The following is a 23199-nucleotide window of genomic DNA, read 5'->3' as shown; positions in this document are numbered from 1 at the left end:
AACCGGCTCCCCCGCAGTGGAGTTCGAGGCTCCGGCGTCCGGCGACGCGCAGCCCGTCGCGGCGACGCGCAGCCCGTCGCGGCGATCCGCGACGGGCGTTGCATTCGTGGTCGGGCCTCGCGGTGGTTACTCCGATGCGTCCGACAGAGCCTCGGCAGCGATGTCCTCGATCACCGATACCAGCGTGCGCACCGGAACCCCGGTGCCGCCCTTGCCGATATAGCCGAAGGGGCCGCCGGTGTTGTAGGCCGGGCCCGCGACGTCCAGATGCGCCCACTGCACGTCTTCCGGGACGAACTCCTTGAGGAAGATGGCCGCCGAGAGCATGCCGCCCCAGCGGTGCGGTGCGACATTGGCGAGATCGGCGACCTTCGAATTCAGATCGGCCCGCAGTTCGGTGGGAAGCGGCATGGCCCAGCCGTTTTCGCCCGCCAGCCGGGAGATGCGGGCGACGCGGTCGCGGAAATCGTCGGTGCCCATGACTCCGGGAGTGCGGGTGCCGAGCGCGACCATCTGGGCGCCGGTCAGGGTGGCGACGTCGATGAGGTAGTCCGGCTCGTCCTCGCTCGCGCGCACGATCGCGTCGGCCAGGATGAGGCGGCCCTCGGCATCGGTGTTCAGCACCTCGACGGTCTTGCCGCCGTATTGGGTGAGCACATCGCCGGGGCGCTGGGCGGTGGCCGATGGCATGTTCTCCGCCATCGGGACGGTCGCGATCACGGTGACCGGCAGCTCCAGCTTGGCCGCGGCGACGGTAGCCGCGATGACCGCGGCGGCGCCCGCCATGTCCGAGGTCATGTTCTCCATATTCGCGGCGGGCTTGATGGAGATGCCGCCGGTGTCGAAGGTGATGCCCTTGCCGATCAGCGCGACCTTCTTCCTATCGCCGCCGCGGTAGGTCAGGCGGACCAGTCGGGGCGGGCGCGAGGAGCCCTTGCCGACGCCGAGCACACCGCCGTAGCCGCCGTCGGCGAGCGCCTGATCGTCGAGCACCTCCACCTGCAGTCCGGCGGACTCGCCGAGAGTCTTTGCGCGGGCGGCGAATTCGGCCGGGTACAGGTGGCTGGGCGGGGTGTTGACGAATTCGCGTGCGGTGGCGATCGATTCGGCGACCACCCAGTCGTGCTCGAAACCCTTGCGATAGGACGCGCTCGGATCACCGACCAGGAGCTCGACCTTGCGCACCGGCTGCTCATCCGGTTTGCCGTTGGCGTTCTCGGATTTGAACGCGGTGAATGTGTACGCGCCGAGGAAGAAACCCTCGGCGGTCGGGCCGATACCGCCCTCCAGACCCGACAGCGTCGTCACGACCCGGCCGACACCGGTCAGCGAGCGCGCGGCCACGCCGGCCGAGCGGCGGATCTGCTCGGCATCGATCTTGTCCGGGGCGCCCAGTCCGACGGCGAGCACACTCTTCGCACCCAGACCTGCGGGCGCCGGAATCCGGGTCAGTTCCTCGGCCTTGCCCTTCGCGCCGACGGCGCGCAGCTGTTCCTGAAGCGCGGCGCGTACCTCCGCGGTGAGGATGTTGTCGACGAAGTCGTCCTCCAGGGTGGCGATCGTCGGGCCATCGTCACCGGACACCAATCCGATCACCAGGACGTCGGTGTCGGGGCCGATGGTATCGACCAGGTCCAGTTCCGGTCCGAGCGAGCGATCTGCAACAGCGGTCATGGGCACAGGCTATTAGGTCGACGCTCGGTGGCGCACTGCGACATCACCGGATCGGGGTTCGTACCTGCGATTGTGGCAGTGCCGGAAGCCGACGGCCCGGCGCACGCCGTGCCCGAGGACGGTCCGACTCTGCTGTCCATGTGGTTCCGGGCCGATCCACGGCGCGGGCGCGGGCGAGCCGCAGGCGGCGTTAAGCTCGCCGGGTGACCGAGACGAATCTGCTGCAAGGCCCGATCCATGACGTCCACGTCGAGCTCGGGGCGAAGTTCGCGCCGTTCGGCGGGTGGCAGATGCCGGTGTCCTACGCGGGGACGGTCGGCGAGCATCAGGCGGTGCGCACGACCGTCGGCCTGTTCGATGTGAGCCATCTCGGCAAGGCGACGGTGCGCGGTGCGGGTGCGGCGGCTTTCGTGAATTCGGCGCTCACCAATGATCTCGGCCGGATCCGGCCGGGCAAGGCGCAGTACACACTGTGCTGCGCGCCCGACGGTGGCGTGATCGACGATCTGATCGCCTACTACGTCAGCGATGACGAGATCTTCCTGGTGCCCAATGCCGCCAACACCGCGGCGGTCGTCGCCGAGTTGCAGAAGGTCGCGCCCGAGGGCATCACGGTGACCGATGAGCACCGCGACTACGGTGTGTTCGCGGTGCAGGGGCCGCGTTCGACGCAGGTGCTCACCGCGCTCGGGCTGCCGACCGATATGGCGTACATGGCCTACGCCGACGCCGATTGGGGCGGGCGGCGGGTGCGGGTCTGCCGAACCGGATACACCGGTGAACACGGTTATGAGCTGCTGCCGCGTTGGGCCGATGCCGAGCCGTTGTTCCGCGCGCTCGTCGAGCAGGTCCGCGCACAGGATGGACAGCCAGCCGGTCTCGGCGCACGCGATACCTTGCGCACCGAAATGGGTTACCCGCTGCACGGACATGAACTGTCCCCGGAGATTTCGCCGGTGCAGGCGCGCTGCGGGTGGGCGGTCGGCTGGAACAAGCCCGAGTTCTGGGGCAAGGACGCGCTGGAGCAGGAGAAATCGGCCGGGCCGCGGCGAATCCTGTTGGGGCTGAGGGCACTCGATCGAGGTGTGCTGCGGCAGGGACAGTCGGTATTGCGCGACGGCGTACCCGTCGGCGAAACGACCTCCGGCACCTTCTCGCCCACGCTGCAGATCGGCATCGCCCTGGCCCTGCTCGATACCGAGGCGGGCATCGAACCGGGTGCGCAGGTCGAGGTCGACGTCCGCGGTCGTCGGCTGCGCTGTCAGGTCATCCGTCCGCCGTTCGTCCAGGTCCGCACCTCCTGATCGGGGGTTGCCGAACACGCGCGCCGCGGCGCGACGGCGCCGGATAGGATCAGGCGCATGACCGTCGCCGCACAGTTCACCCGTATTCCGCATCCCGCGCCCACCCCGGCGCAGCGGATAGAGGAGATCCTGGCGGCACCCGGTTTCGGTCGCTTCTTCACTGACCACATGGTTTCCATCGACTACACCGAGGGCGAAGGGTGGGGCAATGCCCGCGTCGAGCCGTACGGGCCGCTGGCATTGGATCCGGCGACCATGGTGTTCCACTACGGCCAGGCCATCTTCGAGGGACTGAAGGCCTACCGTCAGCACGATGGCAGCATCTCCTGTTTCCGCATCGACGCGAATGCCGCGCGCTTCCGCAAGTCCGCGCGCCGGATGGCGATGGCGGAACTGCCGGAGGAACTGTTCATCGAATCCGTACGCCAACTGCTCGAGGTCGACGGCGGCTGGGTGCCCGCGGCCGGGGGTGAGGAGTCGCTGTACCTGCGGCCGTTCATGTTCGCCACCGAGGCCGGGCTCGGCGTGAAGCCCGCCTCCGCCTACAAGTACCTGCTGCTGGGTTCGCCTGCGGGCGCGTACTTCCCGCGCGGTGTGAAGCCGGTGCGGGTCTGGCTGTCCACCGAATACGTGCGCGCGGCACCGGGCGGCACCGGCGAGGCGAAGGTCGCCGGTAACTACGCGGCCTCGCTGCTCGCCCAGGCGCAGGCCTCGGAGAAGGGCTGTGATCAGGTCGTCTGGCTCGACGCCTGCGAGCGCCGCTACGTCGAGGAGATGGGCACCAACAATCTGTTCTTCGTCTTCGGTTCCGGCTCCGAGGCGCGCCTGGTGACCCCCGAACTGTCCGGTTCGCTGTTGCCCGGCATCACCCGTGACTCGCTGCTCACCCTCGCCGCCGATTCGGGCTATCTGGTCGAGGAGCGCAAGGTCTCGGTCGAGGAGTGGCGCAGGGGCGCCGAATCCGGTGAGATCACTGAGGTTTTCGCGTGCGGGACCGCCGCGGTGATCACCCCCGTCGGCTGGGTTCGCTCCGCCGAGGGCGAATTCTCCGTCGGCGGTGGCGAACCCGGTGAGGTCACCATGGCGCTGCGCGATACGTTGACCGGCATCCAGCGCGGCACCTTCGCCGACATCCACGGGTGGATGCGCGGCATGTAGGTGGCCTCGGCGTTCAGCTGGGCATGAACATGCGCCACTCCTCCAGGGTTTGCGGCCGCATGACATAGTTGCTCTCCCTGACCGAGGAGAGGGTCGCGGAGGGTTCCTCGGAGTACCAGTGGCCCGGGTAGACGACCGGGTCACCGGACAGATTCGCGAGATAGCGCAGGCTGCGGAACATTTCGTCGGAGTCACCGCCGGGGAAGTCGGTGCGGCCGCAGCCGTCGACGAAGAGCGTGTCGCCCGCGATGAGGCGATTATCGAACAGGAAGCACTGGCTGCCCGGTGTATGGCCCGGGGTGTGCAGCAGTTCGATATCGAAGGCGCCGACGCCGACCTTGTCGCCGTGCTCGTGTCCGGTGAGTTCACTCGGCGCGATGCCGGTGACATTGGCGACCCACGACAGTTCCTGGGCATTGACGTGCACCGCAACGCTGGTCTTCTCGAGCAGCTCCCGAACTCCGCGCAGGGTGAATCCGAGCATGGTCCCGCCGACATGATCCGGATGGTGATGGGTGGCGAGCACTCCCGTCAGCCGCAGTCCGTCGCCCTCGGCGATATCGACCAGATCTCCCGCCGCATACGCCGGGTCTACCACCACACACTCTCCGGTCTCCCGGTCGCCGATCAAATAGGCGAAGTTCCGCATCTGAGTCGCGATCGGATCACCCACGGCGAAGTCCCGACCGGATAACAGCTGACGAAAGTAGAGGCGTTCGGAAGACATACGCCCACCTTATTGCCCGACCCAGACAATGCGCGCACCATGCCAGCTATCTCCTGGTGCGGAGCGCACCGGGCGACCCGACCGGGCCGCTGGCCGAGTGGCCGGTTGGCGCTGGGATGCGGCGGGTGGGTCAGGCGCCCAGGGATAGTCCGGCGGCGCTGATGGCTACGGAAATCTCGAGTGTCGCGCCGAGGATATCGCCGGAGAGGCCGCCGAAGCGGCGCGTGGAATGTCGGACCAGCTGGGCCGAAATGCCCAGGGCGACAAGGACAACGAGCGGACCGAGCCAGCGGTGCTCCGGGACTGTGCAGGCGCTGGCGACAAGGGCGAGCGCCACCCAGAGCGCGATGGTGATCGGGCGCTGGGTGCCGGCGACCAGTGCGCCGAAGCCGGTGTCGGGGGCGGCCTCGAGGCCGCGGCGACAGGCGAGCACCACCGCCACCCGGCCGACGGCCACCGCGAGCACCACCGCGGACCAGCGGTCGGCCTGCGCCAGCCCGGCGAACGAAAACGCCTGGATCCCAACGGCGAATACGATCGCGGCCACCCCGAACGGCCCGGCCCCACCGCTCTTCATCACCTGCCTGGCGCGCTCGGGCGAGCCATAGGACCCCAACCCGTCCATCGTGTCGGCCAGCCCATCTAGATGCATCCCTCGAGTGATCAGCGCCAACCCGGCAACCACGACCAGTCCCGCGAGCGGTGCCCCCGCCCCGGCCCACACCAGCATCCACAGCATTCCGGCAGCAGCCCCGCCCAACCCGGCCCCCACGAACGGCGCCAGTGCGATCGCCCGCCCGGCCGCCCCACGATCGACACGGTCCGGCCCCCGCACCGGCAGCACCGTCAGCCAGGACACCGCAAGCCGCAAACCGGCCACCCGCCTATTTCCGCAGGTCCGGCTGTACGGTCGCGTCAGGGGCGATGCTGGTCCCGGCTTCGGCTTCGGCTTCGGCTTCGGCTTCGGCTTCGGCTTCGGCTTCGGCTTCGGCTTCGGCTTCGGCTTCGGCTTCGGCTTCGGCTTCGGCTTCGGCGGCCGAATCGGCCGTGCTCACACCGGCTTCCGCGAAGGTCGCCATGTCGGCGAGAGTGGCGACGGCGGCGCGGAGGATGGGGAGGGCGGTGAGGGCGCCGGAGCCTTCGCCGAGGCGCATATCGAGGTCGAGGAGCGGGTCGAGGCGCAGGTGGCGTAGCGCGAGGGTGTGGGCGGGTTCGGTGGAGCGGTGGCCCGCGAGCCACCAGGCGCTGGCGCCCGCCGCCAGGTCCTCCGCGACCAGGGCGGCCGCGGTGACCACCACACCGTCGAGGATGACGGGGGTGCGGCGGATCGCGGCTTGGGCGAGGAAACCCGCCATGGCGGCGAAATCGGCGCCCGCGGCCACGCGCAGCAGCTCCACCGGATCCTTGGCGACCGGGCGGGCGCGGCGCATGGCATCGCGGATCGCGGCCACCTTGCGGACCCAGCCCGCATCGTCCACGCCGGTGCCGCGGCCGACGGCGGCGATCGGCTCGGTATCGGTGAGGGTCGCGATGAGGACGGTCGCCGGAGTGGTGTTGCCGATCCCCATATCGCCCGCGATCAGTAGGTCGGCGCCCCCGTCGATCTCCTCGTCGGCGATTGCCTTGCCCGCCGCGAGTGCCGCCTGGATCTCCTCGTCGCTGAGCGCGTCCTCACGGTCGATCGCCCCGCTGGACCGGCGCACCTTGTGCGTGTCGACGCGCGCATCGGTATCGGCGTCGACGGAGATATCGACGACGCGGACGGTCGCGTCAGCCACCCCGGCCAGCGTATTCACTGCCGCTCCGCCGCCGAGGAAATTGGCGACCATCTGCGCGGTCACCTCACTCGGATATGCCGAAACACCATGGCGCGCAACGCCGTGATCCCCGGCGAACACCACCACCCGCGCCCGCTCGAACTGCTTCGGCGGACATACCCCTTGGCACGCCGACACCCAATTCCCCAGTGTTTCCAGCCGCCCGAGCGCGCCACCGGGTTTGGTCAGCTGCGCCTGCCGCTGCTCGGCCGCCGCCCGAATTCCCGCGTCGGGTGGCGTAACCGGTCCGAATCCGTCTGTCACTGTCGAGCCTTTCCGGGTCGGGGCAGTTCATTCCTACACCGCGCAGTCCTTATCCGGCCCAATCTTGCCGCGACCCCCGTCCGCCGTCTCGACCCACCCCGCACGCGCGCTCGCCGTCAGCACAGAGTCGCCCCCTCCGCCCGGATCCGGGCACCTCCTCCGGCGCCCGCGCCTGTCGCCAGCAAACGGTCACACACTTCGTTGAGATTCGGGCGCCGCAACCCCTCGTGCCACACCTGCCGTCAGCAGACAGTCGCCCCCTTCGTCGGATCCTGGCGCCCACAAGAATGTGGATCCCGAGCGGAGGCGGCTATTTCGCGCTGCCTTACTTCAGGCGCAGCGGCAGGCCCGCGACGATGAAGAAGGCCTCATCGCAGGATTGCGCGAGGCGCTGGTTGAGGGTGCCGATTTCATCGCGGAACAGGCGCCCGGAGCGGGTGGCCGGGATGACGCCCATACCGACCTCGGGGGTCACGATCACCAGGCGGCCCGGATATGCGGCGACGGCGGTGACCAGGGCGTCCGTGTCAGGGGCGATGGTGCCGCGCGGGGCGTCCCAGGCGGCGCGGGCATCGATGCGGGCGGTGAGCCAGGTGCCGATATCGTCGATCAGTGTGGTTCCGGCCGGGGGAGCGGCGCTCAGCACCGCTGCCGGATCGGCGCTTTCGAGTACGGTCCAATCCGCGGGCCTGCGGTCGCGGTGGCGGGCGATGCGTTCGGCGAAGTCGAGATCGGCCGGATCGGGAATCGCGGTGGCGATATAACGCACCGGGCCGCCTTCGGCCGCCAGCACTTCCGCGAACGCGGATTTGCCCGATCGCGCGCCGCCGACTACCAGAATGCGGTGCGGGCGGTTGCTGGCAGGTGAGCTGTCCGACACCGCAGCACCGTATCAATTCCGTCCTTTACACCCGCGTCGCGCTGATCGGCGGCGATGGCTTCCTGGCCGATGATGCCCTTGGTCTCGGGGGTCTTCGGCAGGTGCACCGAGATCAGGTCGGCGCGCTCGAGCAGTTCGTCCAGGCTCAGCACTTCGATGCCGGGCAGGGCGGCGGCTCGGATCGGTACGCTCCCTGCGGTCGGGCGCCCGGTCTCGATCTGCAGGAGGAACGACGATTCCGCGCGGAACGCCCCATTGGCGCGCTCAGGAGCGTTGTTCGGTTGCCTCCGCGGCCCCGAAGCGGCGGCGGTACTCGGTCGGCGCGATGCCGACGACCTTCTGGAAGTGATGCCGCAGCAGCGCGCCGGAACCGAAACCGGCTTGTGCGGCAATCTGTTCCAGACCCTCGTCGGTGTCCTCGAGCAGGTGCTTGGCGTAGAGCACGCGCTGGTTGGTCAGCCATTTCACCGGGGTGGTCCCGGTTTCGGCGGCGAAGCGGCGGGCGAAGGTGCGGGTGGACATCACCGAGCGGGCGGCGAGATCGTCGATCGTGTGCGGCAGCGCGAGGTTTTCGCTCATCCACTGCAGGGTGGAGCTGAGGCTGTCGGAGGTGCATTCGGGGACCGGGCGCTCGATGAATTGGCGCTGTCCGCCATCGCGCTGCGGCGGCACCACCATGCGCCGGGCGATCGCGTTCGCGACCGAGCTGCCGATCTCCCGGCGCACCAGGTGCAGGCAGGCGTCGATGCCCGCCGCCGTGCCGGCGGAGGTGATCAGATTGCCTTCGTCGACGAACAGCACATCGGGATCGACGGTCGCCTCCGGGAACTGCGCGGCCAACTGGTCCACATAACGCCAGTGCGTCGTGCATTTGCGACCGTCGAGCAGTCCGGCCGCCCCGGCCAGGAACGCCCCGGAACACACGGTGAGCACGATCGCCCCGGCATCCGAGGCCGCGCGGATCGCGCCGACGACGCGCGGGTCGAGCCCGTTTTCGAACGCGGAAGCGGGAAAGGCCGGAATCGCCACGAGATCGGCCTTCGTCAACTCCTCCAGCCCGTACTCCGGCGTAACGGTGATGCCCGGCGTGGTGGACGGCAGCGGCTTGCCCGGTTCGGCACCGCACACCTTGAAATCGAATCCGGGCAGTCCGTCCGCGGTGCGATCGAGCCCGAAAACCTCACAGACCACGCCGAATTCGAACATGGCCAAGCGCTCCGAGAGCACAACGGCGACCTTGGACAGCATCGCTACAGAGTACCTGGCTGAATCTTTGCGAACAATGTCAGTACAGCCACTTTCGGCGGTAAATCATCGAGCGCAAAATTACTGCCATGATTACTTTTCTCGTAAGCATGGCGGTCGTGGTGGGCTTCGCGGTCCTCATCACACGAGGAGGCGCCCGCGCTGGATCGGCGAATGTCATCGATCGTGACGCCCAGCGTCTGCAGTCCGATCTGTCCGCGATCCTCGCCCGCTCGCACCACCACTGACCCGGAAACGCCGACAGCCGCACACCTCCTCGAAGGTGTGCGGCTGTCGGGGCGTGATGGATCTAGACCGCGTCGCCTGGGCCGACGCGCGGCTTGGGTGCCCGCATCTTGCGAATCTGTGAGGCGCGGACAAAGGCATACCAACCCAGCTTGTACCCGGTATCGGTGCTGTCCGGGAAGCGCTCGCGCACCCGCCCGTTGACGATCCGGCCGAGCAGGAACCCCTCGGCGGTCATGAACACCATCATCACCAGCATGGCCAACGTCACAATGGTCTGCAGCGCGGGCGCCACGAACATCGACAGGATCAGTACCAGCGCCATCGGCATGAACAGCCCGACCAGGTTGCGCCGGGCGTCGACGATGTCGCGCACGTACGCCCGCACCGGACCCTGATCGCGCGGCAGTAGGTACTTGTCCTCGCCGGCGAGCATCCTGGCGCGCCGATCCTGGGCGGCCAAACGACGCTCGGCCGAGGCCGCCTTGCGCTCCTCGCGGTTGCCGCGCGTGGCCTTGCGGCGGGCGCGCGCCTCCTTGGCGGTGAGTGGTGCCGGGGCCACCGGGCCGCGCCGCTTGCCTTGGGCGTCACGACGTTTCGGAGTGGGGCGGCCCTTGCCTTCGGTGGCGATGGCCGCTTTCGAGATCGAGACTGCGGTCGAGCCGCCGTCCGAGCCCGCCGTCTGGTCGGCGCTCTCGTCGGTGGTGCTGGACTCGCCGCGACGGAACAATTTCACGCGACCAGGCTATTCGATGCATTACGCAGCCGGAAATGTGGTCGGTGGGAGGTTGTGTCCACGGTCGGGGCCGGTGGTGGCAAGATGGGGGAATAACAGCCCGCTGAGTGGTGTTGACAGCCACGAGCCGTGCGCTGTTCACGGGTTGAACACAGCTGTCCTGAGGAGAGTTCATGACTGTGCAAGACGAGACGACCACCCACGGTGTGACTCTGACCGACGCCGCCGCCAGCAAGGCGAAGGCGCTGCTGGACCAGGAGGGTCGCGACGACCTGGCCCTGCGTATCGCCGTGCAGCCGGGCGGCTGTGCCGGCCTGCGTTATCAGCTCTTCTTCGACGACCGCTCGCTCGACGGTGACCTGACCGTCGACTTCGGCGGGGTCAAGCTGGCCGTCGACCGGATGAGCGCGCCGTATGTGCAGGGCGCCTCGATCGACTTCGTCGACACCATCGAGAAGCAGGGCTTCACGATCGACAACCCGAATGCGACGGGTTCCTGCGCCTGCGGCGACTCGTTCAACTGATCTCCGAAGTCTGTCGCCGGGTCCATCCGAGACCCGGCGATTTGCTGACCGTTCGTCCACGCTGAGAATCGGGCGGCACTCGCTGATCGGCTGAATATTGCCGCGGCGGGAAGGCGTATCCGGGCAGACGGGAAGGTACGGTAAAGACGGGGACCTAGTTTTCCGAGTCTTCACCGTCCAGCCGCCTACCGAAGGGCTCAGCTTCGTGTCTATCGCCGTGTCCGCGTCCATTGCGACCGACCACCTCATGCGTTTCCCTGGCCGGTTCTCCGACGCGCTGCTCGCCGATCAACTCGATCATGTGTCGGTGAGTTTTCTCGTCGACGATCTGCAGATCCGAAAGGGCGGTGTCGGGGGCAATATCGCCTACGCCATGGGCGTTTTGAACCGCACACCGCTGCTCGTCGGCGCGGTCGGCGCGGATTTCGGGGAGTACCGCGCCTGGCTGGAGAAGAACGGCGTCGACTGCTCCACCGTCCGGATCTCGGAGCGGGCGCATACCGCACGCTTCGTCTGCACGACCGATGACGATATGGCCCAGATCGCCTCCTTCTACCCGGGGGCGATGAGCGAGGCCCGCGATATCTCGATCGGTGAACTCGCCGAGGATCACACCCTCGACCTGGTGCTCATCGGCGCCAATGATCCCGAGGCCATGCTGCGGCACACCGCCGAATGCCGCGAACTCGGCATCCCGTTCGCCGCCGACCCGTCCCAGCAGCTGGCCCGCCTCGACGGCGACCAGGCCGTCCAGCTGATCGACGGCGCCGCATACCTTTTCACCAATAAGTACGAGTGGGCGCTGCTGCTGCAGAAGACCGGTCTGAGCGAGGAGGAGATCGCGCGCAAGGTCGGTGTCCGCGTCACCACCCTCGGCAAGGACGGCGTGCAGATCGTCGACCGCGACGGCACCGAGGTGACCGTCGGCGTGGTCCCCGAGGTGAACAAGGTCGAGCCGACCGGCGTCGGCGACGCCTTCCGCGCGGGCTTCCTCACCGGCCACACCGCCGGACTCTCCCTGGAGCGCTCCGCCCAATTGGGTTCTCTCATCGCGGTTCTCGTCCTCGAGACCATGGGCACCCAGGAGTGGACCCTCAGCAAGGACGGTGCCCTCGAACGCCTGACCACCGCCTATGGCCCCGAGGCCGCCGACGATATCAAGCCCCTCCTCTGACCTTCCTGGACCGCTCACAAAACGGCCGCATCTACCACGTAGGTAGGTGCGGCCGTTTGCGTTGCGCCGCGCGCCGATTCGCGCGCGGCAGTGACTACAGCGAAACGGGGTAGACCGGCTCCTGGATGTCAGGGGTGATGCGGTGTTCGACGAAGATGCCGTGCCAGACCATGAAGACGAGCAGGGTCCACAGGCGGCGGCTGTGGTCGCCGCGGCCTGCGCGGTGGTCTTCGAGCATGCTCTTGATCGCGCCCTTGTCGAGCAGGTGATCGGTCTGCGATTCGGCGATCTGCAGGTGGGCCCAGTCGTAGAGTTCGGTGCCGCGCAGCCAGTGCCGCAGCGGGACCGGGAAACCCAGCTTCGCGCGGTGCAGCACATGCGGCGGGACGATGCCCTCCAGCGCCTGGCGCAATGCGTATTTGGTGGTCTCCTTGGTGATCTTCTGCTCGTAGGGCAGCTGTTCGGCCACCTTCAGCACCTCGGAGTCCAGGAACGGCACCCGCAGCTCGAGCGAATTCGCCATGGTCATCTTGTCGGCCTTGACCAGGATGTCGCCGCGCAGCCAGGTGTAGAGATCCAGATGCTGCATGCGCGCCACCGGATCCCAGCCGCGCGACTGCGCGTAAATCGGCGCGGTGACGTCCTGATGGGTCCACTCCGGCCGGAATTCCCGCAGCACCGCACGCAACTGCGCGTCGCTGAAGCTGCGCGCGTTGCCGTAGTAGCGCTCCTCGAGGGGGAGTGAGCCGCGGTGCAGCAGGCTCTTACCGCGCGTACCGTCCGGAATCCGCTCCGACAGCCTGCCCGCCAGCTTGCGGACCCCGCGCGGCAGATATTCGAAGGGCCTGAGCGACAAGGGTTCCCGGTAGATCGTGTACCCGCCGAACAGCTCGTCCGCGCCCTCACCCGAGAGCACCACCTTGACGTGCTTGCGCGCCTCCTTGGCCACGAAGTACAGCGGCACCAGCGCCGGGTCGGCCACCGGATCGTCGAGGTACCAGACGATTTCGGGGATCGCCGCGGCGAATTCGGCGGGGGAGACGACCTTCACGATATGCCGCGCGCCGATCGCCTCCGCGCTCTCGGCCGCCACGTCGACCTCGGAGTAGCCCTCACGTTCGAAGCCGGTGGTGAAGGTGATCAGCTTCGGGTTGTGCCGCATGGCCAGCGCCGCGACCGCGGTGGAGTCGATACCGCCGGACAGGAATGAGCCGACGGTCACATCCGCGCGCATGTGCTTGGCGACGGAGTCCTCCAGTGCCTCGGCGATCTCCCGGTAGCGGGCGCCCTCCGAGCCGGGAGCGAAGGCCCGCACCTTGAACTGCGGGTTGAAGTAGCGGGTGATCTTCGGCGCTCCGCCCGCCCGCACGGTGGCGTAGTGCCCGGATTCCAGGCGGCGGATGTCCTTGTGCAGCGTCTCCGGCTCCGGCACGTACTGCAGCACGGTGTAGTGCTCCAGCGCCCGTGGATCCAGCGCATCGGCGAGCCCGAGCGCGGGCAGCAGCTCCAACAGGCTCTTCTTCTCACTGCCGAACGCGGTCCCGCCGGGACCGGTCGCCAGGAACAGCGGCTTGATGCCGAACGGATCGCGCGCCAGGAACAACTCCTGGGTCTCGGTATCCCAGACCGCGAACGCGAACATGCCGCGCAGCTTGCGCACCGCCTCCGGACCCCAGTAGTGGAACGCCGCGACGATGGCCTCGCCGTCGCCCTCGGTCTCGAAGATCTTGCCGTCGGGGAACTCCTCGGCATGCGCCTTCGCGAGCTCCGCGCGGATCTCGATGTAGTTGTAGATCTCGCCGTTGAAGGTCAGCGCGTAGCGCTCCCGATTCTCGGCCGGACCCCAGCGCAGCGGCTGGTGCGAATGCTCGATATCGATGATCGACAGGCGGTTGAAGCCGTAGATCACATGATCGTCGTGCCAGGTGCCGCGCTCGTCCGGGCCGCGATGGCGCACGCAGTGCAGGGCGTTGTACACCTGCTCTACGACGTCATCGGTTGCCGCATCAGATGTCAGAAATCCGAGCAGTCCACACACGGCGTCGGCAACCTCGTTTCCTACTTGGTACGGGCACTGGCCCGAATCACTGGGTGACTGCGCCCGATAGTGGTGGGCGCACAGGGCGAAATCTCGTGTCCGAGTATGCCGCACCGGGCGGATTCGTGTATCGCGCCACCGGATCGTGCGCGAATGCCGGTCCGGGAGTCGCCATCGCATGCGGCATCCGAAATGTTGTGTCCGCCTACGTCGCACGTGCCGAATCCGGTCGCGGCGCACGCGCTGTACTGGGACGATGTCCGGGTGACCGGACCCGCCCCGGGACCGGCGGAGTGTCGAATCCGACCCGACGTCAAAGGGGGCGCCGGTTTGGTCTACGCTGCGTAGTACTCAGGACATTCTCAGTTGGATCGCGCCCGGACGGGCAGGCCGACCGGAATGCCCTGAAACGTGCTTAAGACGTACCGCCAGGCGATCGCAACCCGGGCGGTGCACTGTCGGAATGTGTGGCGACCAGGAAGGCGTGAGCGTGGCGCACAAGGCGAGCGACGAGATCGGGGCACGCCCCGTGAAGGGTCGGCAGGGCCGTCTCCTCAGGCGGGCCGGGCTGGCGGTGTCCCTGGGGATCACCGCGATGCTCGTCTCGGGCTGCTCGATCGACAATGTTTGGCTGCGATTCGGCTGGCCCTCGGGTGTCACGCCGCAGGCGACCCGGATGCGGGAGCTGTGGACATGGTCGGTCATCGCGGCATTGTTGATGGGTGTGCTGGTGTGGGGTCTGACCTTCTGGACCGTCACCTTCCACCGCAAGAAGAAGGACTCCCCGGAGTTCCCGCGCCAGACCGGTTACAACGTGCCGCTGGAGCTGACCTACACCGCCGTGCCGTTCGTCATCATCGCGGTGCTGTTCTACTTCACCGTGGTCGTGCAGAACTACGTGCACGAGAAGGTCGCCAACCCGGACGTGACCGTCGACGTGACCGCCTTCCAGTGGAACTGGAAGTTCGGCTACCGCAATGTCGACTTCAAGGACGGCTTCCGCTTCGACGGCATCGATAAGGCCCGCGAGGACGCCAACCAGGAGCAGCTCGAGGAGTACAAGGAGCGGACCAAGGACGGTCACCCGCAGCCGGGCCCGGTGCACGGCAAGCCGGAGAACGACATCCTGTCCTACCTGCACTACGACAAGGTCGAGACCGTCGGCTCCAGCTCCGAGATTCCGGTGCTCGTGCTGCCGACCGGCAAGATCATCGAGTTCCAGCTGGCCGCCGCCGACGTGGTGCACGCCTTCTGGGTGCCGGAGTTCTTGTTCAAGCGCGACGTGATGCCGAACCCGAAGGAAAACCACTCCGATAACGTCTTCCAGATCACCAAGATCGAGAAGGAAGGCGCGTTCGTCGGCCGCTGCGCCGAGATGTGCGGCACCTTCCACTCGATGATGAACTTCGAGGTCCGTGCGGTGTCGCCGGAGAAGTTCACCAAGTACATTGATGCGCGCAAGGCGGGTAAGACCAACGCCGAGGCGCTCGAGTCCATCAATGAATCCCCGGTCGCCACCTCGACCCAGCCGTTCAACACCAAGCGCGACACCAAGAGCGCGGCCGCGGCAGAGAGCAAGTGAGGACTGATCTGATATGAAGATCGAAGCGCGGATTTTCGAACTGCTCACGGTGTTCTTCGTGATCGTGGCGATCGTGTACGGCTACTTCACCGGCCAGTCGCGCACCGGTGTCGAATGGGCCGGCACCACCGCGACGGTGCTGACCGCCGGTCTGTCGCTGATCATCGGCACCTACTTCCGGTTCGTCGCACGTCGTCTCGACCTGCGTCCGGAGGACTACGAGGACGCCGAGATCGTGGACGGCGCAGGCGATCTGGGCTTCTTCTCGCCCGGCAGCTTCTGGCCCATCACGCTGGCCGCAGCGGGCTCGATCACCGCACTCGGCCTGGCCTTCTTCCAGTTCTGGCTGATCGGCATCGGCGTGGTCTGCATCCTCGGTGCGGCCGCCGGTCTGGTCTTCGAGTACTACCTCGGCCCGGAGAAGCACTGAGCGAGTAGCTCTTTCCGAAGCGCCCTGCCGGATTCCGGTGGGGCGCTTCGGCGTTTCCGGGCGGGTCAGCTGGGGAAGCTGTTGATCAGTTCCACCCAGAGCGATTCCCGGCCATCGGGTCCGGTCAAATTGTCGATCTCCGCCATGGCGGCCAGCACCGCCGCTATATCGACGTCGGTACGTTCCCACACCTGCTCGCATTGCTCGAGGTACGCCGCGTGGATGGCATCGGCGTCCTCGCCCCGTTCGGTCAGCGCGACGCGGGTTCCCGGGAATGGCGGTTCGGTCTCGGTCACTTCCCGCAGGATCCGGCTGGCGGCTCGCCACCGCCAGGCGACCTCCAGGAACTGGGCGACCGAGGAGTTGAGATAGGTGACGGCGGAGTTGGACAGGTCCGGGTATCGGTCCTGCATCACCGGCGGCAAGTCGGGGTTCGTGAGTGGCGCCTCCCTCAGCCCGAACACCGTCCCGTCACCGGCGAGCGCCGCGATCATCGGGGTGAGCGGGTGCCGCCCCCACCGGCCCAGCCGATAGAGCCGTCGATCTGCGGTGAGCAACCGGCGCTCCTGGTCGCTCGCGATGGCCGGGATCAATTCCGGCTCGACCCCGAGCTGTGGATCGGCCGCCATGGGCATATCGCTCGGCATTCCCCAGGCCCGCAACGCGGCCCGATCGCGCTCCGGCAGGTTCCACTTGGCAACGCTGTCCGGCATCCGCACGCAATCGTCGGTAACCAGCGAGTCGACCGGTGCCCGAAGTACGAGCCCCAATCGCCTCTCAACAGTGTCCACGACATATGTCTACCCGTTTGCCCAGCAATTCCGGCTGCTCCTGAGCCGCAGGCGTGGGTTACGAGGAGGCCGGGCTGTTGCGGTGGGGCGGGCCAGTCCACGCAGCACGAGCTACAACGAGGCGAGGCGCGAGAGGAGGCGGTTGGTGGAGCGGGGCGCTACCCCGGCCAGCCCGCGCAGCGTGCGGGCGAAGCGGGGTTCGAGATGGGCCGGGCGGGTGCGGATGGCCGTTTCGATGAGCCGGGCGGCATCGCTGGGCTCCAGCGCGGGTTCGGCGACGAAGTGCGCGATGGTTCCGGATTCGGGTTGGACGGCCGGATACCGGACACTGGTCACCTGGATGCCCCGGGGCGACAATTCGGCGTCCACGCACTGCCCGAAGGTGGTCCAGGCCGCCTGGGAACTGGCGTAGGAGGCGAAATTCGGTGCGGCGCCGGTATTCAGGCTCCACGGGCCGACATTGATCACGTGGCCGGAACCGGATTCCAGCATGGCTGGCAGCAGACCGAGGGTCAGGCGCAGCGGGCCGAAGTAGTTGGTGGCCATCATGCGCTGGTAGTCGCGGAAGCGGTCCAGCGATTGGGATACGGGTCGACGCACCGGGCGGCCCGCATTGTTGATCAGCACGTCCACGGTGCCGAATTCGGTCAGCACCCAGTGCACGAGTTCGTCGACATCGCCGAGTGCCGAGATATCACAGCGGAACCACCCGGCATGACCGCCCGCGTCGACGATCTCATTGCAGGCGGCCACGAGCCGGTCCCCGCGCCGGGCCACGAGCAGCAGCTGAGCGCCGTGTTCGGCCAGTAGGTCGGCGGTGGCGCGGCCGATATCGGAACAGGCGTCGGTCACGAGCACCCGCAGGCCCTCGATGGATTCGGGACGTTGCCGCTTACGGTCGGGCAGCCGGGCCGGGGCGGGGCGGAATTCGAGCATCAGAGCAACCTTCATTCAGATGGGCTGAACCAACGCATCGACACCCCGCCGACAGTGCCGAAGTCGACCGCTGACGCCAGCAGATAACTGTGCCACCGATGGACGGTGAAGCTATTTGCTGGCGACTATGTGCGGCGCGACACAGTCTAATCCGCGGAGTCGTACCGCAGGGCGCGTTCGGAAACGCAGATCTCATCGATTCCGGTGACGATGTCGCGCAACAGTTCTGAGGGCAACGCCGATGGCCGCAAACGACAGGTGAAGGTGATCAGTCCGTGGTCTTCGACCGACAGCCCGCGCGCCTGTGCCTCCTCGCGCAGGTACTTCGAGCGCACGCCGTAGGTCATCGCGGAGATGACGGTGAAGCAGCCGGTCCGTTCCCGGTGTCCGGCAAACAGGTCGTGCAGTCGGTAGAAGACCGAGGTGTAGGTCGACAGCGGCGCGAAGATCGCGACCCGGTAGGCCGGGCCGCGCTCCGAGGAGCTGATCACGGTATCGGCCAGGTACTCCGCATCGCGCAGCGTCAGCACCTTCGGGGCGAACATGAGTGCGCCGGCGGCGGCATTGCGCACGGGTGCGCCCGCGCGTCCACCCGCCGCGGAGGCGATGGCGCCCAACGACTTCCTCGTCTTGGAGCCGACCTCGCGACGCGCACGCAGCGATCGGGTCGGGGTGGTCGGATACAGGCTCGACCACTGACCGAAGCGCACGGTCCCCAACTGCACATGTCCGGTGCCGACCGGTCGTGACACCTTCAGCGGCGCGGTATCGACCCAGCGACCGACCTGCAGTGCGGCATTGCCCGGCCGGGTGATTTCGGCGTAGGCGTGTTCGACGAAGGAGTCGAAGTCGAGAAACCGGTCGGCGTCGGTGGTGAGCCAGGTGTGGTCCTTATCGATATCGATCGCATCCAGGGTGAGCGCGGTGATGATGCCGGCGCGCCCGCCCGCGCCGAGGATCCGGTGGAAGCGCTCGGTGTGGTGGTTGCGCCCACAGGTGCCGATGCGTCCGTCCGGATCGACGTACTCGAGATCCACGATCTGATCGATGAACATGCCGTACTTGTGCGATGCCGTGCTCACGCCGCCGACAGAGGCGAAACCGCCAGCGGTGATATCGCGGTGGTCGCCGATGATCGGCAGACCGAGCCCGTGCGCGCCGAGGCGGCGATCGATATCGGACAATTTGGCACCGGCCTGCACGCGCACGGTGCGTCTGCCGAGGTTGATATCGAGCACCGCGTTCATCTTTCGCAGCGACACCACCGTGCGCGGATCGGGTAACGAAAGACCGTCGTCGATCGGTTCGCCGCCGCGCACCATGAGGTTTTCCGCTCGACCGCGTGAATTCCGCACAGTACGAACGACATCCGCGGTGTCACGAGGTAGATATTCTTCGGCGGCGACAGTGTGCGGCGTGCTCATGGATCGAAAGCTAACCACAGCGCGGGCTCCGATGCTCGTTCGATCTCGACGGTTAGCGAATCGGCGGCGCGAGCCGCTGGCTGAACAGGACAGATCCGGCCGCATCGCAGAGGTTGACCGTCAGTTCCCTTGACTTGCCGTCGATCAGTACCTCACCGAAATGTTGGTAGCTGTCCAGTGGTGAGGCGTTCTGGACGTCGGGGGCGTGTACGAATACCGCCTCCGGACCGAAGGTGCCGTCCAGCGGATTCGGGCCGAACGCACCGGCATTCAGCGGTCCGGAGACGAACTCCCAGAATTCGTCGAAGTCGGTGAACGCGGCGCGCTCCGGAGCGTAGTGGTGGGCCGCGGTGTAGTGCACATCGGCGGTCAGCCAGACGACGCCGCCGACCTTGTTCGCTTTGATGGCCGAAAGCACTTGGGCGATCTCGGTTTCCCGGCCGGACGGTGCGCCATTGTCACCGTTGGCGGGACCCTCATAGGCCGTCACCTTCTGTTCACCGTCCTTGACGACCAAGCCGAGCGGCAGGTCATTGGCGATGATCTTCCAGGTGGCCTTGGCATCGCGCAGACCCTCGATCAGCCACTTCGTCTGTTCCGGACCGAAGATGCGACCGTTGGGTCCGTTGTTGATGTCGTTGGTGTCCTTATAGGTCCGCATATCCAGCACGAAGACGTCCAGCAGCGGGCCGTAGGAGATTTTTCGGTAGAGGCGTCCGTCCACCGCCTCCTTGGGCTCCAACGGCATCCACTCGTGGAAGGCCTGCCAGGAGCGGGTCGCGAGGGTGTCCATGCTGCGCTCGGTATAGCCCTTGGTCTCGGCGACCAGGCCGCCGTGGTACCAGTTGTTGACGGTCTCGTGGTCGTCCCACTGGACCACCTGGGCGACCGCGGAGTTGAAGCGGCGGTAGTTCTGGTCGGTCAGGTTGTAGGCGTAGTTGCCGCGGAACTGCTCGAGCGTCTGAGCGACAGCGCTTTTCGCCTCGGAGACGATATTGCGCCAGATCCGCCCGTCGGGCAGTGTCACCGATTCCCGCAACGGCACATCGGCATAGATCGAATCACCGGAGTGGATGAACAGGTGCGGATCGCGCGCGGCCATGGCCGAGAAGATCTTCATGCCGCCGAGTTCGGGATTGATGCCGTAGCCCTGGCCGACCACATCGCCGGACCACTGCAGTTTGATATCGGCCGCGCCCGTTGGCACCGTGCGGAATACGCCCGTGATCGGTTCGGAAGTGGCGCCGTCCTCGCCTTCGAGGGTCACCCGGTAGTGCACCTGCTGACCCGCGGGCAGGCCGTTGACGCGCACCCGCCCGGTGCCGTCGGCGTCCGGGGTCAGCAGTGGGCCGGTGAATCGTTTGGCGTCGGTGAAGGATTCGGTGGCCGCGGTCTCCACGATCAACTTCGCGGGCTGATCCGAGCGCGCCCAGATCAGTGCGCCGTCGGTGCGCGGGTCGCCGACCGCGACGCCGTGCGTGAGATTCGGGCGCCGACGGACCAGTGCGGGACCATCATTCGAACAAGCGGCCAGTGCCGGGGCCGCGACGAGACCGAGGGCGGAGGTGCGCAACAGCGTCCGTCGGGAGATGTCGAAGTCCGAACCAGTCACTCGCCCACCTTGGCGCAGGGAGTCCAACACCGTGTGAACTCCTATCGTCTGCTCGGCCAACAGGCGCGCGTAGTCAGCCGCGCGGTCGAAGTTCGATGATCGGGATGAGCCGGTCGGTCTTCTTCTGGTAGCCGAGATAGCGCGGTTGCTCGGCGGTGATCTGCTGCCAGGCCCGCTCGCGCCGCTCGCCGTCCAACTGTTCGGCCGTTACGTGGAATTTCCTGCCGCCCACCTCGGCCCACACCTGATCGGGATGTGCGGCGATATTGTGATACCAGCCCGGATGTTGGATGGCGCCACCCATGGAGGCGACGATGAGCCAGCCGCCGTCGTCGGCCGGAAAGCGGCTGACCGTCACCCGACGTTCCGCACCGCTCTTCGCGCCGACCGTGGTCAGATACACCAGGTCCATGCCGAGGAATCGATCGTGGCGCAACCGGTGGTATCGCTCCATGGCCCGGATCAGGAAACGAGATACCGGATTGGATGAGGGCGGCCGGGACCCGGTGGTCCCCGCCGGAATCTTATGAAAGCTCATGATCCGCTCCCTTTGCGGCTCGGAACTGTGTGCACCTCCCAGCATGGCACGTGGTGATCAATTCCGAGGTCGAGCTCGACCGATCGCCGCGCCAATGCACGAAGGCCCCGAACCGGGTCGGTTCGGGGCCTTGGTCCGGGCCGTGGTGTGTGCCCGAGGTCCTCAGACGGTGTTGTCGCAGAGGATTTCGTAGGCGCGCACGGCATCCTCAGGGAAGACGAGCACGCGGTGGCGGTCGGGCTGGCGGGTGGCATGCGCCGGACCGGTGGTGGCCCGGATTCCGTGGTAGCGCAAAAGGTCACGCACCGCGTGTGCGGTGGTCGCACTGGTCACCGTCGCGGCCGCGACGAGCAGTCCGTAGTCCTCGGTGTCGGGCTCATGCGAGCGCTCGAGCCACATCATGGTGCGTGCCTTTCACCGTCGGCGGAGATTCGGTCCTGATACTTCTGTAGCACGGCGAGCTGTTTGCGTTCCTCTGCGTGCTCGATCTCGAAGTATCGCGCGGATTCCGCCGCCGGATCGGGTCGCAGGAAGCTGCCGGTGTCCGGTTTGCCCGCCGAACCCAACTTGTTCATCTTCTTCGGTACCACGGCGCCCTGGTACGGCAGGGGTACCGGATGGCCGTGCTCGTCGACCGGTCCGAGCGACTGGTGCACCTCGATGTACTCACCATGCGGCAGTCGCTTGATCACACCGGTCTCGATGCCGTGCTCGAGCACCGCCCGGTCACTGCGCTGCAGACCGATGCAGAACCGGTACGCCAGGTAATACGCGATGGGTGGCGCGGTCAGCAGACCGATACGGAAGATCCACGTCGTCGTATTCAGCGAGATGTTGAACTTCAGCGCGATGATGTCGTTGACACACGCCAAAGTCAGCACCAGATAGAACGCGATCGCCATGGCGCCGATCCCCGTGCGCACCGGCACATCACGCGGCCGCTGCAGCAGATTGTGGTGGGCGGTGTCGCCGCTGAGCCTCTTCTCGATCCACGGGTAGACGTAGAGCATCGCGAACACCAGCCCCATGATCACCGCGACCCAGAACACCGCGGGGACCGTGTAGCCGCCGATGTAGATCTCCCATGGCGGCATCAAGCGCACCAGGCCGTCGGTCCACATCATGTAGAAGTCGGGTTGCGAACCCGCCGACACCTGAGAGGGGTTGTAGGGGCCCAGGTTCCAGATCGGGTTGATCTGCAGCACACCACCGAGAAGCGCGACCGTTCCCAGGGTGAACATGAAGAACGCGCCCTGGTCCAGCGAGAACACCGGCACGATCCGGGCGCCGACGACGTTGCGCTCGGTGCGCGCCGGCCCGGGGAACTGCGTGTGCTTCTGGTACCACACCAAACCGATGTGCGCGGCGATCAACGCCAGCATGATGCCCGGAAACAACAGCACGTGCGTGATGTACATCCGCGGGATGATGACCGTGCCCGGGAAGTCACCGCCGAACATCAGCCAGTGCAGCCAAGTGCCGATCACGGGGATGCTCATGGTGATACCGCTGAACGCGGCGCGCAGACCGGTTCCGGAGAGCAGATCGTCCGGCAGCGAGTATCCGAAGAATCCCTCGAACATCGCCAGGATCAACAGCGTCACGCCGATCAGCCAGGTGGCCTCGCGCGGCTTGCGGAAGGCACCGGTGAAGAAGATCCGGAACATGTGAACGATCATCGACGCCGTGAAAAGCAAAGCGGCCCAATGGTGTACCTGCCGCACGAACAGCCCGCCGCGCACGTCGAAGGAGATATCCAGCGCGCTACGGTACGCAGCCGACATCTGCACTCCCCGCAACGGCTGGTAGGCGCCGTCGTAGACAACCTCGGTCATCGACGGTTCGAAGAACAACGTCAGATATACGCCCGACAGCAGCAGGATGATGAAGCTGTACAGCGCGATCTCGCCGAGCAGGAACGACCAGTGCGTCGGAAAGACCTTATTGATCGAGCGTTTCACGAAGGCGGCGGCGCGGTACCGCTCGTCGGCCGCATCGGCCTGGTGCGCCACCTTCGAGCTCATCGCGCGATCCCGTACGAGCCGAGTAGGCCGAACGGCGGTGTGGGCGCCTGCGCCGCGAATGCCGCCGCGGCGTTG

The 23199-nt window shown here is 66.9% G+C and carries 21 protein-coding genes and 2 pseudogenes; 7 read left to right on the top strand and 16 right to left on the bottom strand.

Annotated elements, in window-relative coordinates:
* Window positions 1–126: 126 nt before the first annotated feature.
* Window positions 127–1674 carry a leucyl aminopeptidase gene (locus ACQP0C_RS29890; protein ID WP_433725278.1) on the bottom strand — a complete coding sequence of 516 codons (1548 nt, stop codon included), beginning with the start codon at window positions 1672–1674 and terminating at the stop codon, window positions 127–129.
* Window positions 1675–1877: 203 nt separating this feature from the next.
* On the opposite strand from ACQP0C_RS29890, the gene gcvT reads away from it, so the two are divergent.
* Window positions 1878–2978, top strand: a complete 1101-nt coding sequence (gene gcvT, locus ACQP0C_RS29885; RefSeq protein ID WP_433725276.1) for a glycine cleavage system aminomethyltransferase GcvT — start codon at window positions 1878–1880, stop codon at window positions 2976–2978.
* Window positions 2979–3035: 57 nt separating this feature from the next.
* Window positions 3036–4136 carry a branched-chain amino acid aminotransferase gene (locus ACQP0C_RS29880; protein ID WP_433725274.1) on the top strand — a complete coding sequence of 367 codons (1101 nt, stop codon included), beginning with the start codon at window positions 3036–3038 and terminating at the stop codon, window positions 4134–4136.
* A 13-nt stretch (window positions 4137–4149) separates the two neighbouring features.
* On the opposite strand, the gene ACQP0C_RS29875 is transcribed toward ACQP0C_RS29880, so the two are convergent.
* The 6 genes and pseudogenes from ACQP0C_RS29875 to ACQP0C_RS29850 form a co-directional block, all read right to left on the bottom strand.
* On the bottom strand, window positions 4150–4863 hold the full coding sequence (locus tag ACQP0C_RS29875) for an MBL fold metallo-hydrolase (RefSeq protein WP_433725273.1): 714 nt from the start codon (window positions 4861–4863) through the stop codon (window positions 4150–4152).
* 130 nt (window positions 4864–4993) lie between these two features.
* Window positions 4994–5743, bottom strand: coding sequence for an adenosylcobinamide-GDP ribazoletransferase (locus ACQP0C_RS29870; RefSeq protein WP_433725271.1), 750 nt, complete (start codon window positions 5741–5743; stop codon window positions 4994–4996).
* A gap of 121 nt (window positions 5744–5864) precedes the next feature.
* Window positions 5865–6944: pseudogene (cobT, locus tag ACQP0C_RS29865) on the bottom strand (nicotinate-nucleotide--dimethylbenzimidazole phosphoribosyltransferase); the annotation flags it as partial.
* A gap of 325 nt (window positions 6945–7269) precedes the next feature.
* A complete protein-coding gene (gene cobU, locus ACQP0C_RS29860; RefSeq protein WP_433725269.1) occupies window positions 7270–7824 on the bottom strand; it encodes a bifunctional adenosylcobinamide kinase/adenosylcobinamide-phosphate guanylyltransferase in 555 nt (184 codons plus the stop codon).
* 50 nt (window positions 7825–7874) lie between these two features.
* Window positions 7875–8009: pseudogene (locus ACQP0C_RS29855) on the bottom strand (NAD(P)-dependent oxidoreductase); the annotation flags it as partial.
* 79 nt (window positions 8010–8088) lie between these two features.
* Window positions 8089–9072, bottom strand: coding sequence for a helix-turn-helix domain-containing protein (locus ACQP0C_RS29850; RefSeq protein WP_433725267.1), 984 nt, complete (start codon window positions 9070–9072; stop codon window positions 8089–8091).
* Between the two features lie 86 nt (window positions 9073–9158).
* On the opposite strand from ACQP0C_RS29850, the gene ACQP0C_RS29845 reads away from it, so the two are divergent.
* Entirely contained in the window at window positions 9159–9317 is a 159-nt protein-coding gene (locus ACQP0C_RS29845; RefSeq protein ID WP_433679588.1) for a hypothetical protein, read from the top strand.
* A gap of 62 nt (window positions 9318–9379) precedes the next feature.
* On the opposite strand, the gene ACQP0C_RS29840 is transcribed toward ACQP0C_RS29845, so the two are convergent.
* Window positions 9380–10051, bottom strand: a complete 672-nt coding sequence (locus ACQP0C_RS29840) for a DUF3043 domain-containing protein (RefSeq protein WP_433725265.1) — start codon at window positions 10049–10051, stop codon at window positions 9380–9382.
* Between the two features lie 173 nt (window positions 10052–10224).
* Here ACQP0C_RS29840 and ACQP0C_RS29835 point away from each other — a divergent pair, with 173 nt between their 5' ends.
* Window positions 10225–10575 (top strand): HesB/IscA family protein, encoded by a 351-nt coding sequence (locus ACQP0C_RS29835; RefSeq protein ID WP_040688522.1) that lies wholly within the window; start codon window positions 10225–10227, stop codon window positions 10573–10575.
* Window positions 10576–10780: 205 nt separating this feature from the next.
* Window positions 10781–11749, top strand: a complete 969-nt coding sequence (locus ACQP0C_RS29830) for a carbohydrate kinase family protein (RefSeq protein ID WP_433725263.1) — start codon at window positions 10781–10783, stop codon at window positions 11747–11749.
* Between the two features lie 94 nt (window positions 11750–11843).
* Here ACQP0C_RS29830 and asnB read toward each other — a convergent pair whose 3' ends face one another.
* Window positions 11844–13787 carry an asparagine synthase (glutamine-hydrolyzing) gene (asnB, locus tag ACQP0C_RS29825; RefSeq protein ID WP_433725261.1) on the bottom strand — a complete coding sequence of 648 codons (1944 nt, stop codon included), beginning with the start codon at window positions 13785–13787 and terminating at the stop codon, window positions 11844–11846.
* Window positions 13788–14316: 529 nt separating this feature from the next.
* Between asnB and ctaC the strand changes: the two genes are divergently transcribed.
* Window positions 14317–15369: an aa3-type cytochrome oxidase subunit II gene (gene ctaC, locus ACQP0C_RS29820; RefSeq protein WP_433734702.1), complete on the top strand. Its 1053-nt coding sequence runs from the start codon at window positions 14317–14319 to the stop codon at window positions 15367–15369.
* Window positions 15370–15382: 13 nt separating this feature from the next.
* Complete coding sequence (locus ACQP0C_RS29815) at window positions 15383–15799, top strand: cytochrome c oxidase subunit 4 (protein WP_354961057.1); 417 nt, start codon at window positions 15383–15385, stop codon at window positions 15797–15799.
* Window positions 15800–15864: 65 nt separating this feature from the next.
* Here ACQP0C_RS29815 and ACQP0C_RS29810 read toward each other — a convergent pair whose 3' ends face one another.
* From ACQP0C_RS29810 to qcrB, 7 genes are all read right to left on the bottom strand, one after another.
* Complete coding sequence (locus tag ACQP0C_RS29810; protein WP_433725259.1) at window positions 15865–16590, bottom strand: SUKH-4 family immunity protein; 726 nt, start codon at window positions 16588–16590, stop codon at window positions 15865–15867.
* A gap of 111 nt (window positions 16591–16701) precedes the next feature.
* Window positions 16702–17526, bottom strand: a complete 825-nt coding sequence (locus tag ACQP0C_RS29805; RefSeq protein WP_433725257.1) for an SDR family NAD(P)-dependent oxidoreductase — start codon at window positions 17524–17526, stop codon at window positions 16702–16704.
* 146 nt (window positions 17527–17672) lie between these two features.
* Window positions 17673–18950 (bottom strand): FAD-binding oxidoreductase, encoded by a 1278-nt coding sequence (locus tag ACQP0C_RS29800; protein ID WP_433725255.1) that lies wholly within the window; start codon window positions 18948–18950, stop codon window positions 17673–17675.
* A 52-nt stretch (window positions 18951–19002) separates the two neighbouring features.
* On the bottom strand, window positions 19003–20562 hold the full coding sequence (locus tag ACQP0C_RS29795; protein WP_433725253.1) for an alkaline phosphatase D family protein: 1560 nt from the start codon (window positions 20560–20562) through the stop codon (window positions 19003–19005).
* Window positions 20563–20635: 73 nt separating this feature from the next.
* A complete protein-coding gene (locus ACQP0C_RS29790) occupies window positions 20636–21100 on the bottom strand; it encodes a nitroreductase/quinone reductase family protein (RefSeq protein ID WP_433725251.1) in 465 nt (154 codons plus the stop codon).
* 162 nt (window positions 21101–21262) lie between these two features.
* On the bottom strand, window positions 21263–21502 hold the full coding sequence (locus ACQP0C_RS29785) for a hypothetical protein (protein WP_433725249.1): 240 nt from the start codon (window positions 21500–21502) through the stop codon (window positions 21263–21265).
* Window positions 21499–23124 carry a cytochrome bc1 complex cytochrome b subunit gene (gene qcrB / locus ACQP0C_RS29780; protein ID WP_433725247.1) on the bottom strand — a complete coding sequence of 542 codons (1626 nt, stop codon included), beginning with the start codon at window positions 23122–23124 and terminating at the stop codon, window positions 21499–21501. The genes ACQP0C_RS29785 and qcrB overlap by 4 nt, the downstream gene beginning before the upstream one ends.
* Window positions 23125–23199: the final 75 nt, after the last annotated feature.

Source organism: Nocardia sp. CA-129566 (assembly GCF_050956075.1).
In the GTDB taxonomy this organism is placed as follows: domain Bacteria; phylum Actinomycetota; class Actinomycetes; order Mycobacteriales; family Mycobacteriaceae; genus Nocardia.
Note: the sequence above shows the minus strand (reverse complement) of the source record. Positions and strands in the feature narration are given on the sequence as shown.